17 protein-coding genes are annotated in these 13499 nt (G+C 43.9%); all 17 read right to left on the reverse strand.

Annotated features, from left to right (window positions below; genetic code table 11):
- Window positions 1-3 precede the first annotated feature (3 nt).
- The 17 genes from atpH to ACRQQK_RS09230 all read right to left on the reverse strand — a co-directional run bounded on the left by atpH (window position 4) and on the right by ACRQQK_RS09230 (window position 13452).
- A complete protein-coding gene (atpH, locus tag ACRQQK_RS09150) occupies window positions 4-537 on the reverse strand; it encodes a F0F1 ATP synthase subunit delta (RefSeq protein WP_457511118.1) in 534 nt (177 codons plus the stop codon).
- Window positions 538-551: 14 nt separating this feature from the next.
- Entirely contained in the window at window positions 552-1022 is a 471-nt protein-coding gene (gene atpF / locus ACRQQK_RS09155; protein ID WP_042489550.1) for a F0F1 ATP synthase subunit B, read from the reverse strand.
- Window positions 1023-1096: 74 nt separating this feature from the next.
- Window positions 1097-1351 (reverse strand): F0F1 ATP synthase subunit C, encoded by a 255-nt coding sequence (gene atpE / locus ACRQQK_RS09160; RefSeq protein ID WP_002540812.1) that lies wholly within the window; start codon window positions 1349-1351, stop codon window positions 1097-1099.
- A 53-nt stretch (window positions 1352-1404) separates the two neighbouring features.
- Entirely contained in the window at window positions 1405-2235 is an 831-nt protein-coding gene (atpB, locus tag ACRQQK_RS09165; RefSeq protein ID WP_167412279.1) for a F0F1 ATP synthase subunit A, read from the reverse strand.
- An 8-nt stretch (window positions 2236-2243) separates the two neighbouring features.
- On the reverse strand, window positions 2244-2633 hold the full coding sequence (locus ACRQQK_RS09170) for a F0F1 ATP synthase subunit I (RefSeq protein WP_457511119.1): 390 nt from the start codon (window positions 2631-2633) through the stop codon (window positions 2244-2246).
- Window positions 2634-2821: 188 nt separating this feature from the next.
- The gene (locus ACRQQK_RS09175) at window positions 2822-3706 is read right to left on the reverse strand and encodes a ParB/RepB/Spo0J family partition protein (RefSeq protein WP_457511120.1); all 885 of its coding nucleotides are present in this window, start codon (window positions 3704-3706) and stop codon (window positions 2822-2824) included.
- A 24-nt stretch (window positions 3707-3730) separates the two neighbouring features.
- Complete coding sequence (locus ACRQQK_RS09180) at window positions 3731-4504, reverse strand: ParA family protein (RefSeq protein ID WP_102942790.1); 774 nt, start codon at window positions 4502-4504, stop codon at window positions 3731-3733.
- A gap of 14 nt (window positions 4505-4518) precedes the next feature.
- Window positions 4519-5148 (reverse strand): 16S rRNA (guanine(527)-N(7))-methyltransferase RsmG, encoded by a 630-nt coding sequence (rsmG, locus tag ACRQQK_RS09185; RefSeq protein ID WP_457511121.1) that lies wholly within the window; start codon window positions 5146-5148, stop codon window positions 4519-4521.
- A complete protein-coding gene (mnmG, locus tag ACRQQK_RS09190; RefSeq protein ID WP_457511122.1) occupies window positions 5148-7043 on the reverse strand; it encodes a tRNA uridine-5-carboxymethylaminomethyl(34) synthesis enzyme MnmG in 1896 nt (631 codons plus the stop codon). Before mnmG ends, rsmG begins: the two co-directional genes overlap by 1 nt.
- Before the next feature lie 485 nt (window positions 7044-7528).
- Window positions 7529-7966 (reverse strand): FMN-binding protein MioC, encoded by a 438-nt coding sequence (mioC, locus tag ACRQQK_RS09195; protein WP_457511123.1) that lies wholly within the window; start codon window positions 7964-7966, stop codon window positions 7529-7531.
- 11 nt (window positions 7967-7977) lie between these two features.
- Window positions 7978-9339, reverse strand: coding sequence for a tRNA uridine-5-carboxymethylaminomethyl(34) synthesis GTPase MnmE (gene mnmE, locus ACRQQK_RS09200; RefSeq protein WP_457511124.1), 1362 nt, complete (start codon window positions 9337-9339; stop codon window positions 7978-7980).
- Between the two features lie 98 nt (window positions 9340-9437).
- Complete coding sequence (gene yidC / locus ACRQQK_RS09205) at window positions 9438-11060, reverse strand: membrane protein insertase YidC (RefSeq protein ID WP_457511125.1); 1623 nt, start codon at window positions 11058-11060, stop codon at window positions 9438-9440.
- Window positions 11061-11062: 2 nt separating this feature from the next.
- Window positions 11063-11320, reverse strand: a complete 258-nt coding sequence (gene yidD, locus ACRQQK_RS09210; protein ID WP_081878773.1) for a membrane protein insertion efficiency factor YidD — start codon at window positions 11318-11320, stop codon at window positions 11063-11065.
- Entirely contained in the window at window positions 11287-11610 is a 324-nt protein-coding gene (gene rnpA, locus ACRQQK_RS09215; RefSeq protein WP_237292831.1) for a ribonuclease P protein component, read from the reverse strand. Before rnpA ends, yidD begins: the two co-directional genes overlap by 34 nt.
- A gap of 46 nt (window positions 11611-11656) precedes the next feature.
- Window positions 11657-11794 carry a 50S ribosomal protein L34 gene (gene rpmH / locus ACRQQK_RS09220; protein ID WP_004728723.1) on the reverse strand — a complete coding sequence of 46 codons (138 nt, stop codon included), beginning with the start codon at window positions 11792-11794 and terminating at the stop codon, window positions 11657-11659.
- 252 nt (window positions 11795-12046) lie between these two features.
- Window positions 12047-12784, reverse strand: coding sequence for an amino acid ABC transporter ATP-binding protein (locus ACRQQK_RS09225; RefSeq protein WP_457511126.1), 738 nt, complete (start codon window positions 12782-12784; stop codon window positions 12047-12049).
- Window positions 12781-13452 carry an amino acid ABC transporter permease gene (locus tag ACRQQK_RS09230; RefSeq protein ID WP_042489518.1) on the reverse strand — a complete coding sequence of 224 codons (672 nt, stop codon included), beginning with the start codon at window positions 13450-13452 and terminating at the stop codon, window positions 12781-12783. Before ACRQQK_RS09230 ends, ACRQQK_RS09225 begins: the two co-directional genes overlap by 4 nt.
- Between the last annotated feature and the right edge of the window lie 47 nt (window positions 13453-13499).

Consider the following 13499-nt stretch of genomic DNA (forward strand, 5'->3'; position numbering starts at 1 on the left):
CCATCAAGATTGCAAGGCATCGCTCAGGCGGTTCAAACGACCACGCGCTGAGTTATCGATGACAAGATCTCCGGCTCGAATTACGACCCCACCAAGTAAGGTCTCATCTACACTGCAATTCAGCTGAACTTTACGTTCTAGACGCTGCTCCAGTTTGCTACTGATATCTGAAAGTTGTTGTTCAGAAAGCTCGGTTGCTGAAATAACTTCAACATCGACATTCTTCTCATACTCTTTCTTAAGAGCAATGAATTGCTCACAAACATCAGGAATAGCTCTTAAACGGCCATTCTCAGCCATTACCTTAATTAGGTTTTGGCCAAATTCATCAAACTGTTCGCCACAAATTGCGATAAAAATTTCTGCAAGTTTCTCAGCAGAAGCAGAACTGGTTAACAGTTCATGTATTTGCTCGTTATTTGTAACTTCGGCAGCGAAAGCTAACATCTCACTCCACTGAGTTAGTTGTTGCTTTTCTACCGCAAAGTCAAAAGCTGCTTTAGCGTAGGGGCGAGCAATAGTAGTCAAATTAGACATTCGCGCCCCCAGACTTAAAGTTTTGCAGTAATGTTGTCGAGAATATCTTTATGCGCATCTTTATCGATAGAACGCTCAAGAATCTTCTCAGCACCAGCAATTGCCAGAGTTGCAACTTGTTTGCGCAGCTCATCGCGGGCACGATTACGTTCAGCTTCAACTTCTGATTCTGCTTGAGCAAGGATTTTCTGGCGTTCTGCCTGAGCTTCCTCACGTGCTTCATCTAGAATTTGAGCTTTGCGTTTGTTCGCTTGCTCGATGACCTCTGTTGCTGTGCGCTTCGCTTCTTTCAAAGAATCGGAAGCGTTGGCTTGTGCTAGATCTAAGTCTTTTTTTGCACGCTCAGCGGCTTGCAAACCGTCAGCAATTTTCTTCTGACGTTCTTCAATCGCTTGCATGATTGGTGGCCATACATACTTCATGCAGAACCACACAAATAGTGCGAAAGACAGTGCTTGACCTAGCAGAGTTGCGTTCATATTCACAACAGCTACCCCTCTATATGGACTTAGTATTAATCAATGGCAAACCTAAAAAGCTTGCCTCTGGCAAAACGTGATTAACCTAATTGACCAACAAATGGGTTCGCGAATGTAAATAGAAGTGCGATTACGATACCGATCATAGGAACCGCATCCAGTAGACCCGCGATGATGAACATCTTAACTTGTAGCATAGGAGCCATTTCTGGTTGACGAGCTGCACCTTCAAGGAATTTACCACCTAGAAGTGCGAAACCAATCGCTGTACCAAGAGAAGCAAGACCGACGATGATACCTACGGCGATTGCAGAAAAGCTCAGTAAAGTTTCCATTACTATCTCCAATTATAGTTGTTGGCTAATTGTGCCCAAATAAAAGCTATATATTAATGATCACTGTCTTCGTGTGCCATTGACAGATAAACGATAGTCAACATCATGAACACAAAGGACTGAATCAGAATTACAAGAATATGGAAAATAGCCCACGGTAGTGAACCCATCCATTGTAAATACCATGGTAGCATCGCTGCGATAAGAATAAATACAACCTCACCTGCGAACATGTTACCGAATAGACGCATACCAAGTGAAAGAGGCTTAGCTAGTAGCGATACCACTTCAATTAGTAGGTTAAACGGAATCATCACTGGGTGATTAAATGGATGTAATGCTAATTCTTTCGCAAAACCGCCTAGGCCTTTTACTTTGATGCTGTAATAAATCATCAGAGCAAATACACCTAGTGCCATAGCCATGGTGATGTTTACATCAGCAGAAGGAACCACTTTCAAGTAAGGGATACCTAGCCAATGCTGTGCTGGATACGGCAAGAAATCAATTGGCACTAAGTCCATGATGTTCATTAGCAATACCCAACAAAAGATAGTCAGTGCCAGCGGTGCTATTAGTGGATTGCGTCCATGGAAGGTGTCTTTGACGTTGGTATCGACAAATTCAACCACTATTTCAACAAAACACTGTAGCTTGCCTGGTACACCCGCTGTTGCCTTCTTCGCTACAGAACGAAAAATCCAAAGGAAAATTAGTCCAGTAAACAAAGAAAAAAACAGGCTATCGATATGTACGTTCCAGAAACTTGTTTCACTCAAATGCCATCCCAAATCAAAGTGCTCAGAAATACGAGCCAATGACAAGTTAGACAAGTGGTGTTCAATGTATCCGGACGATGTTAGCGCTTCACCTGGCGCAGCCATAACTCATCCTATTTTTTGTTGTTAATGAATAGCACTGGCGCACAGATATTAATACCTAGAGCCAGCAAATAGGTTAGTTTCAGGGGAACAAGTTCCACCTGCATATACATGTAAGCAACGGAGAATAAAATGACTGTAATAAGAATTTTAAGTGCTTCACCAGTGTAAAAAGAGACCGCTATACGCTTTGCAGCGCGAGCTCCACTAAACATAAAAGCACACAGCGCAAAAACCGCATTGGCAAAGACACAAATGCCTCCCCCAACCAGCGCTGAAAATCCCCAATCAGCATTTACAGCAATAGTCATCCCTGCTGCCACAACCATAACCGCGCCAGACTGGATCATTAACAATTGCTTTGCAAGCTCTCGTCCTGGCCTAGCCAACGCAGCTACCATGTATTCGTACCTCTAGTTACATTCCCAACACTCAAAAACGTAATGTTGAGAAATTCGCGAAAATTATACGAAGGCGCAAAACTAATGCAACGTAAATACAATCTTATGTTACATTTTTGTTCGCTAACCAACATTTTTCACACAAAATTCTTTTTTCTCAAAAATGTGACGCAGGCCGATTATGTCACTTAGGCTTGCAGCTTTGCAACCAATTGCTCTAGTTTCTGGGGTTCATCAAGGCTAATCGTCACCTTAGATTTACCATTTTTGGAACGGACAATTGACACTTTTGCACCTAAGTTTTCACTAAGTTTTTGTGACATTTGTTGTATTTCTACGTCTTCAAGCACATTTTTTTCTTCAGTTGTGTCTGAGAGACATTTTTTCACTAACTGCTCAGTCTGACGCACTGTTAATTGCTTTTTAGCAACTCGCTCTGCAATCTCTTCTTGTCGTTCACCTTCCAACATTAACAGAGCACGAGCATGCCCCATCTCTAACTGTTTGGTTTCAACTAAACGCTTAACAGCGTCAGCCAATTGGTTAAGACGAAGTAGGTTACTGACCGTAGTTCTCGACTTACCGATCACATCAGCGACTTGTTGATGAGTCAGTTTAAATTCATCTTGCAGGCGCTCTAAAGCCTGTGCTTCTTCAATCGCATTAAGATCTTCACGCTGAATATTCTCGATCAACGCCATCGCGATCGCCGCGCGATCGTCCACTGGTTTGATCAAACAAGGCACTTGCTTCAAACCCGCTTGTTTTGCTGCTCTCCAACGACGCTCACCCGCAATGATTTCGTAGCCACCAGTATTTAATGGGCGGACCACAATAGGCTGAATAATACCTTGAGATTGAATGGATGCAGATAGCTCTTCCAAAGCTTCAGGAGACATATCTTTACGGGGCTGGTAAATACCCGGTTTCAAGCTCGCAATCGCGATATCCTGCAGCTCACCATCAGAAGACAGCTCTTGACTGTGTGTTGCGACTTGTTGCTTTTCACGAGCAAGAGAACTGGTTGCCAATAACGCATCCAGTCCTTTTCCTAAACCACGTTTAGACGACATGTAAACGAATTCCTTTATTCTGTGTTAAGCGATAACTTCTTCGCGACGAAGCATTTCTCCAGCCAAAGCTAAATAAGCTTTAGAACCCGCGGAATACTTGTCGTAGTACATGGCAGGTTTACCATGACTAGGCGCTTCAGCGAGGCGGACATTACGAGGAATAACGGTACGATATACTTTGTTACCAAAATGCTTCTTCAACTGATCGGAAACTTCATTGGCCAATCGGTTACGAGGATCATACATGGTTCGAAGTAAGCCTTCGATTTTCAATTTATCGTTCACTACCGCAGCAAGTTTGCTGATGGTATCCATTAACGCAGTTAAACCTTCTAATGCGAAATACTCACATTGCATTGGCACTAACACAGAGTCAGCTGCTGCCATCGCGTTGATTGTAAGGAGGTTTAAAGAAGGAGGACAATCAATAAAGATGAAATCATAGTTATCACGAACTGCTGCTAATGCGTTCTTGAGACGGACTTCGCGAGCGAAAACTTCCATCAATTTAATTTCTGCAGCAGTGACATCGCCATTAGCAGCGATCAAGTCATAATGTCCAGCAGTGTTGCGGCATACCACGTCTTCAAATGGTGCGTCTTCCACTAAGAATTCGTAAACCGTAGCATCGACTTGGTATTTGTCTACACCACTTGCCATAGTGGCGTTACCTTGAGGGTCAAGATCTATCACCAGAACTTTACGTTTAGTGGCTGCCATAGAAGCCGCTAAATTAACACAAGTTGTTGTTTTTCCTACGCCACCTTTTTGGTTGGCGATCGCTACGATTTTACCCACGGTATGCCTCGCTGTTATCCCTTTCGGGATAAGATTACAAGATGACGCTCGCCTTCTAACTCTGGAACTTTCAAAGCTTTGACGTCGGTCACAGAACACCATTCAGGTAGCAGGCTTATCTCTTCCTGCGGCAATTGTCCTTTAAGAGCAAAAAATACACCTGAATTAGCGCGCGGTAAGTGCTGGCACCACTCAACCATATCGGATATAGAAGCAAAAGCTCGGCTCAAAACTGCGTCAAATCCGCCTTCCGGGTCGAACTCTTCAACACGGCTCTGAACAGGAACAACGTTAGCAATATCCAACTCATGCAGAACTTGCTTAATAAAGCGGATACGCTTACCCAAGCTGTCCAGTAATACAAAACTCTTGTTTGGATTCATGATAGCCAGAGGAATGCCCGGTAAACCAGGCCCTGTTCCAACGTCAATAAAGCGCTCACCATCGAGATAAGGGCTTACAACAATGCTATCAAGGATATGTTTCACTAACATATCCGCAGGGTCTCTTACCGATGTAAGATTGTACGCTTTGTTCCACTTGTTCAGCAGTCCAACATAACCTAGTAGTTGCTCACGTTGCTTATCTGATACGTCTAAATCTGTTTTGGCGATTAACGAATCTAATTTAGTACGTAAATCCATTAAGCCGCTTCTCCTTTCTTCAACATGCCTTGTTTTTTCAAGTGAACCAACAAGATAGAGATCGCTGCGGGAGTAATACCAGAGATACGTGACGCAATACCAACCGTTTCAGGTTTAGCTGCGTTAAGCTTCAAGACTACCTCGTTCGATAAGCCTTTAACTTGCTTGTAATCAAGATCCGCTGGCAATTTGGTATTTTCGTGACGCAAAGATTTCTCGATCTCGTCTTTCTGACGATCGATATAACCTTGGTACTTAACCTGAATCTCCACTTGTTCTGCGGCCTCTGCATCTTCAAGCGCAGGACCAAACTCAGGAAGAGAAACAAGTGCATCGTAATCCACTTCTGGACGACGGAGTAAATCTTCACCACTCGCTTCACGAGACATTGGTGTTTTGAGCAGCGCATTCAGAGCATCAATGCCTTTTGAGTTCGGATTCATCCAAGTCTCTTTTAGGCGCTGACGTTCTTTTTCCATATTGTCGATTTTCTGGTTGAAACGAGCCCAACGTTCATCACTAACTAAACCAAGCTCACGCGCTTTTTCCGTTAAGCGAAGATCAGCGTTGTCTTCACGAAGTAACAAACGGTATTCAGCACGTGATGTGAACATGCGGTACGGTTCTTTAGTACCCATGGTCGATAGATCGTCGATCAACACGCCCATGTAGGCTTGATCACGGCGTGGGTTCCAGCCTTCTTTGCCTTGGCTGTACAAACTTGCGTTCAGACCAGCCATCAAACCTTGTGCAGCTGCTTCTTCGTAACCGGTTGTACCGTTTATTTGACCAGCAAAGAACAGACCTTGGATAAACTTAGTCTCGTAAGTCTGTTTTAAATCACGAGGATCAAAGAAATCGTATTCGATCGCATAACCAGGACGAACGATGTGTGCGTTTTCAAAACCTTTCATTGAACGAACAATTTGAACTTGCACATCAAAAGGTAAGCTGGTGGAGATACCGTTTGGATAAAGTTCAGTCGTGTTCAAACCTTCTGGTTCGATAAAGATTTGGTGGCTGTTTTTATCAGCAAAACGCATTACTTTATCTTCGATAGACGGACAGTAACGTGGACCAATACCTTCAATCACGCCTGCATACATAGGGCTGCGATCAAGATTAGAACGAATTACATCGTGTGTCTGCTCATTGGTATGAGTAATGTAGCAAGGAATCTGACGCGGGTGTTGCTCCCGTTTGCCCATAAATGAGAAGACCGGAGTTGGATTGTCTCCATGCTGAGCTTCCAGCACAGAAAAATCGACACTATTTGCATCAATACGTGGAGGCGTGCCTGTTTTCAAGCGATCAACTCGGAAAGGTAATTCACGTAGTCGATCCGCTAGAGCGATCGATGGTGGATCGCCTGCACGGCCGCCTGAGAAGTTTTCCATACCAATGTGGATCTTTCCACCTAGGAAGGTACCAACGGTCAACACAACCGATTTAGAGCGGAATTTAACGCCCATCTGAGTCACTACACCCAGTACTTGATCGTTCTCGACGATAAGATCGTCTGCCGCTTGTTGAAAAAGCGTCAGATTTGGTGTGTTTTCCAGTGTGCTGCGAACATAGGCTTTGTATAAAGCTCGGTCAGCTTGCGCGCGAGTTGCACGAACTGCTGGGCCTTTAGAAGCATTCAGTGTTCTGAACTGAATACCTGCATGGTCAATAGCTTGCGCCATTAAACCACCCATAGCATCTACTTCTTTAACTAAATGGCCTTTACCAATGCCACCAATCGCTGGGTTACAAGACATCTGTCCGAGCGTGTCAATATTATGCGTTAGAAGTAACGTACTTTGTCCTGTACGTGCGGCTGCGAGAGCGGCTTCCGTTCCTGCGTGACCGCCACCAACCACAATGACGTCAAATGTTTCGTGATAAAGCATGAACGACCTCAGGTATTCAATGAGATTAAGAGTTAAACAAAAGAGGCGTATTCTACCCTCTTTCCTAAGTCTAGAAAATCGGTTTTCTATATTTTCCTGTCACTACCGATTACTTAATATATATAAGATCTTTATATAGAGATCTTTTATTACTCTTACTATTAGGATCGACGATCTCTGTGGATAAGTGGAAAATGATCAACAAGATCATGGATCTTTAACGGATCAGAACTTGTGATCTACACATGATCTTATTGCGTATTAGCTGGGATCAAAATTGGTACTTATGCACATCCACTTAAAGAGATCAAAGTTGTTATTGGGATAACTATAGGTTGATCACCGGATAACAGTGTAGTTATCCACAAGTGATTTGTTTGAAATAGCATCAATATTGAATAAGTTTACAGTTAAATTTTAAATTTATTTTCTTACAAGCATAAAAAAAGCAGCGTTTCCGCTGCTGTTTCTTGTTTATTGAGTACTTATTTGAGCTGGTGGATGATGCTTTGTAGCCATTCTGACGCAGCATCTTCAGGTACCGGATGCTCTTGAATATCTATTGTGAAGCAATCTGATAGCGGAGTTGCACCGATATCCTCAAGCAGTGCGTGAGCATGCTTGCCTGCAGCACAAAAGGTGTCATAGCTTGAATCACCAATAGCAATAACCGCAAATTTTAAGTTGCTGGTTCTAGGTGGTGTATTTTGCAATGCAGCTATAAAAGGCTGAATGTTATCAGGATAATCTCCAGCGCCATGAGTCGAGGTGACGATTAGCCACGTACCGTCTGCTGGAATTTCTTCAAATGCAGGTTGATTGTGGATTGTCGTTTCCAATGATTGCTCTTGAAGTAAATCACTGAGATGATCGCCCACGTATTCAGCACCGCCAAGGGTGCTACCCGTAATTATATGGATCATAGTGCTCCGCTTTATTTACCAATACAGAAAGATGAGAAGATTCGGCCCAATAGGTCGTCTGAGCTGAATTCACCGGTAATTTCATTCAAGTGCTGCTGAGTAATACGCAGCTCTTCCGCTAAGATTTCACCAGCCATGTAGCCTTCTAGTTGCTGCTGACCTATGTCTAGGTGTTCTGCGGCACGTTCCAGTGCTTCTAAGTGGCGACGACGCGCCATAAAGCCGCCTTCTTGGTTACCCGAGAAGCCCATACACTCTTTTAAGTGAGTTCGCAGTGCTTCTACACCTTCGCCAGTCTTCGCTGAAAGACGGATCAATGTTGGTGTACTCACATGGCAAATACCCAGCGTTTCACCTGTTTGATCCACTTTATTACGAATAACCGTCATACCCATGTTGTCTGGCAGACGATCAACGAAGTCTGGCCAAATATCTTCAGGGTTAGTGGCATCTGTTGTGGTGCCATCAACCATGAATAGTACTCGGTCAGCTTGCTTTATTTCGTCCCAAGCACGCTCAATACCGATTTTTTCTACTTCATCTGAAGCATCACGCAGGCCCGCTGTATCAATGATGTGCAGCGGCATACCGTCTATATGGATATGCTCACGCAGAACGTCACGAGTAGTACCAGCTATATCAGTTACGATAGCGGACTCTTTACCTGACAAAGCATTAAGTAGACTGGATTTACCGGCATTTGGTCGGCCAGCGATTACGACTTTCATACCTTCACGTAAAATTGCACCTTGGTTGGCCTCTTTACGCACAGCATTCAGGTTATCAATAATCGCTTGCAGATCTGTGGCGACTTTACCATCGGCCAAGAAATCAATTTCTTCCTCTGGAAAGTCAATGGCAGCTTCCACATAGATACGTAGGTGAATAAGTGACTCCACCAGCGTGTTGATACGTTGTGAGAACTGACCTTGCAAAGATTGCAGTGCCGATTTCGCTGCTTGCTCAGAGCTGGCGTCGATCAAATCTGCAATAGCTTCAGCTTGAGTTAAGTCCATTTTGTCATTGAGGAACGCACGCTCTGAGAATTCACCTGGTCGTGCTGGGCGAACACCGGAAATTTTTAAAATACGCTTAATCAGCATATCCATAACTACAGGACCACCATGACCTTGCAGCTCTAATACGTCTTCGCCAGTAAATGAGTTCGGGTTCGGGAAGTAAAGCGCAATGCCTTGGTCCAGCTCTAGACCACTTTCATCTTTGAATGGCAAGTACTCTGCATAGCGCGGTTTTAAAGTTCGTCCCGTTACTTCTAAAGCAACCTCAGCCGCCTTTGGACCTGAGACACGGATAATGCCTACACCGCCTCGTCCAGGGGCTGTTGCTTGAGCAACGATGGTATCAGTTGTCATAAAGGTTGTTACCTAAATACATTTCGAATTAGCGTCATTGTAATCAGCAAAAAACAAAAAGGCGACCTTTTGGCCGCCTTTGCTGATTCATCATTAACTTACTTGGAGTGTAAGCCTTTCTTCTCTAGCGCTTTGTAAATCAAAGTCTGCTGAATCAGAGTCACGACGTTCGATACCAACCAGTAAAGAACCAGACCTGAAGGGAAGAACAGGAAGAAGAATGTGAACATCACCGGCATGAAAGTCATGATCTTTTGTTGCATTGGATCAGTAACAGTCGTTGGGCTCATCTTCTGGATCATAAACATACTTGCACCCATCAATAGAGGCAGGATGTAGTATGGGTCTTGTGCTGACAAGTCATGAATCCAACCAAAGAATGGTGAGTGACGCAGTTCAACAGATTCCATCAGTGCCCAGTATAGCGAGATGAAAATTGGCATCTGTAGGAAGATTGGTAAACAGCCACCAAGTGGGTTTACTTTCTCTGTCTTGTACAGTTCCATCATCTCTTGGCTCATGCGTTGACGGTCGTCGCCAATACGTTCACGCATTGCTTGCAGTTTAGGTTGCAGCATGCGCATTTTCGCCATTGATGTGTACTGTGCTTTCGTTAGTGGGTACATAGCACCACGAACGATGAAAGTTAGACACATGATTGCCAGACCCCAGTTCACTACGATGCCTTGAATGAAAGAAAGCAGTGAGTGTAGAGGTTTCGCGATGAACCATAACCAACCGTAATCCACAACAAGATCTAGGCTTGGTGCAACGGCTGCCATCTCATCTTGCAGTTTTGGACCAACCCAAAGTGTTGATGTGAAGGTTTCTTGAGTACCATCAGCCAAAGTTTTGTTTGGCATACGAATACCGATATCACCTAAGCTACCGATAATACGAGAGTAGATGTTAGTGCCCGGCTCGTTACGTGGAATCCACGCAGTTGCGAAGTAGTGTTGGATCATCGCTGCCCAACCTGTACCGTTTGGTAGGTTGATAGACAGATTACGATCTTGCATATCGTCGAAGCTGTACTTTTTGTAACGAGTATCTTCACTTGAGTATGCGCCGCCACGGTAAGTTGGCATTGCTAAGCTACCGCCCGAATCTTGTAGATTTTGACGTAGATGCGCGTACATACCCATAGTAGCGTTGCTACCAGAGTGGTTAACAACGTTGAATTCAACATCGATAGCATAGCTGTCGCGCTTGATGATGAAGGTTTTGGTGTACTCAATACCGTTTGCTGAATAAGTCATCGGAACTCGAAGTTCGTCTTGACCGTCTGCTAGCGTGTAGCTGTCAGCGTCAACATGATAATTTGGACGAGCAGTGCTGCTTAGGTCGATACCTTGAGGACCGATCAAGCCACTTTGAGCAATAAACTGGTGTCCTTGCTCATTTTTAAGTAGTTGGAATGGAGTCTCTGAATCTAGTTCTTCTGCATACTGATTTAGTTTTGCAGAAACAACATCACCGCCAACTGTGTCAATTGACAGAGTTAGTACATCTGAAGTAACGGTAATCGTTTTTGCAACAGCACTAGTTTGAGATGGTGCTGGGTCAAACTCATCTGCAAATGATGGTGCAGGTACTGTATTGCCTGATTGAGCCTGTTCAACCGCTTGCGGAGCTGGATTCTTAGCTACTTGCCATTGTTGGAAGAGTAAAAAAGAAACCAGAGCCAAAGCGATTAACAGGATATTACGTTGAGAATCCATCGTTAATTATCTCTGTCGTGTTTTTGGATCGGTGGAACGGGGTCAAACCCGCCTTCATTCAAAGGGTGGCATTTTAATAGACGTTTGCCAGATAACCAACACCCTTTTACAAAACCGTGAACTCTCAGAGCTTCTATCGCATATGAGGAACAGGTCGGAGTAAACCGGCATCGAGGGCCGATTAGCGGACTAATAGTCCATTGGTAAAGTTTTACTAAACCAATGGCTATCCACGTGAAGGGCGAGATAGGCGTTGCCATAACTTTTCGAACAAAGTAAATAGTTCTTCATTGCTCAAATACTGCGCGCTATTTTTCGCTATTACAACAAAATCTTTATTAGGAAGTTTGTGCTGTTGAAGACGAAAACTTTCTCTAGATAAACGCTTAAAGCGGTTACGACCAACGGCAGTTTTAATTTGTTTTTTTGGAACAGCTAAACCTAAACGAGGGTGAGAAAGATTATTATTGCGGGCAATGATTGTGAAATGAGGAGAGCCAGCTCGATGAGCTTGCTGAAAGACATTTTTATAATGCTCGGGAGTTAACAAGCGTAACTCCCGATTGAATGCGTACGTACTCAAAATAATTTATGGATTATTTTGAAAGGCGCTTACGGCCTTTTGCACGACGTGCATTAATTACTTTACGACCGTTCGCTGTCGCCATGCGAGCACGGAAACCGTGAGTACGCTTGCGCTTTAGAACTGTAGGTTGAAAAGTGCGTTTGCTCATTGTAAATACCTTACTGATCAGTAGTTTTTAGGTTTGTTAAACCCGGCGTGGGCTTTGTGTCTTCTCTTTATATAAAGAAAGGACTATCCGACGCCTCTCAACAAAGAGGCGGAATTGTAATCACTGTCACAAAAGGTGTCAATGATTGGGTTTGCCGAAGTCCTGTTCAGTTTCTCAAATTACTAAGAAATAGAGGCTTCGGTTTTTCCGGTCGGGCGATTATACGGAGTCTCGGTAAAATCTCAAGGATCCTTATTCGATCCCAACCATATTTAAGAATTTCTTTAAACGAGGATCCTGTGGATTACCAAAAATATCCTGTGGAGAACCTTGTTCGACGATGTTGCCTTCAGCCATGAAGATCACTCTGTCCGCGACTTCTCTGGCAAACTGCATCTCGTGAGTAACCACTAACATTGTTTGATGTTGTGTGGCGAGTTTTTTCATCAGTGAGAGTACTTCACCGACCCATTCTGGATCCAGTGCAGATGTTGGCTCATCAAACAGCAATAGCTCAGGTTGCTGTGCCATTGCTCTACCAATACCCACGCGTTGCTGCTGGCCACCAGAAAGTGCAGAAGGGTAACTGTCTCCCTTGTCGCCAAGTCCAATATCATCAAGTATCTGCTGAGCACGAGCTAAAGCATCGTTCTTTTTCCAGCCTTTTACTGTAATCAAACCTTCAGCGATGTTCTGTCTTGCCGTCATATGCGAGAACAAGGCGTAGTTCTGAAATACAAACCCCGTTTTGCGTCTAAGCGCTAACACTTCCGATTTGCTGTGAGATTGGCAATCAACAGCCACGTTATCAATAGTGATAGTGCCTTGGTCTGCTTGCTCTAAGAAGTTAACACAACGCAACAAGGTTGATTTACCTGTACCGCTTGAACCGATAATGACGATGATCTCTCCTTTATTAATAGAGAGATCGATGCCTTTAAGTACTTCGCTATCGCCAAAGCGTTTATGAATGTTAGTTAATGTGATCATCTTACATACGCCTTGTTGAGTTTATTTTCAGCCCAAATCTGTACTCGTGTAAGAACCACAACCACAGCCCAGTAAATCAATGCTACTGCTAGGAATGCTTCGAAAAAGCGAAAGCTGGATGATGCTTCCATTTGAGCTTTGGCCATGATTTCCGCAACACCCAAAGTAAAGGCGAGAGAGGTCGATTTAATCATATCAATGAAGTAGTTCATCAGTGACGGCAAAGCCACACGTGTTGCTTGCGGCAAAATAATGCGACGCATGGCTTGACTGGTGGTCATTCCCACAGAGAGGCTTGCTTCCATCTGGCTACGATCAATACCAATAATCGCCGCACGAATACTTTCTGCCATGTAAGCGGAGAAATGTAACGTGATACCAATAACCGCGGCACTAAAAGCATCAATACCGACTAAGATAGGGAATATCTGCGGTAAACCATAATAAAGAAGGAACAGCTGTACTAATAGTGGTGTTCCACGGAAGAAGCTGATGTAGAGTTGACTAAGCTGATCAAGCACCGGAACTTTGAACACCCGAATATTGGCCAAGATGACGGAAAGAATCAGAGAGAAAAACATTCCCCATGTCGCCATTTCCATGGTGGTGCCAAGATACTTGAGCAGTATAGGCATCAGATCCAGCATGTATTGAAAGTCAAAACCCATTTACTTCCCCTTAAAGACAACAAAAGGCGGGATCATACAATCCCACC

It is taken from the genome of Vibrio sp. C8, assembly GCF_054051265.1.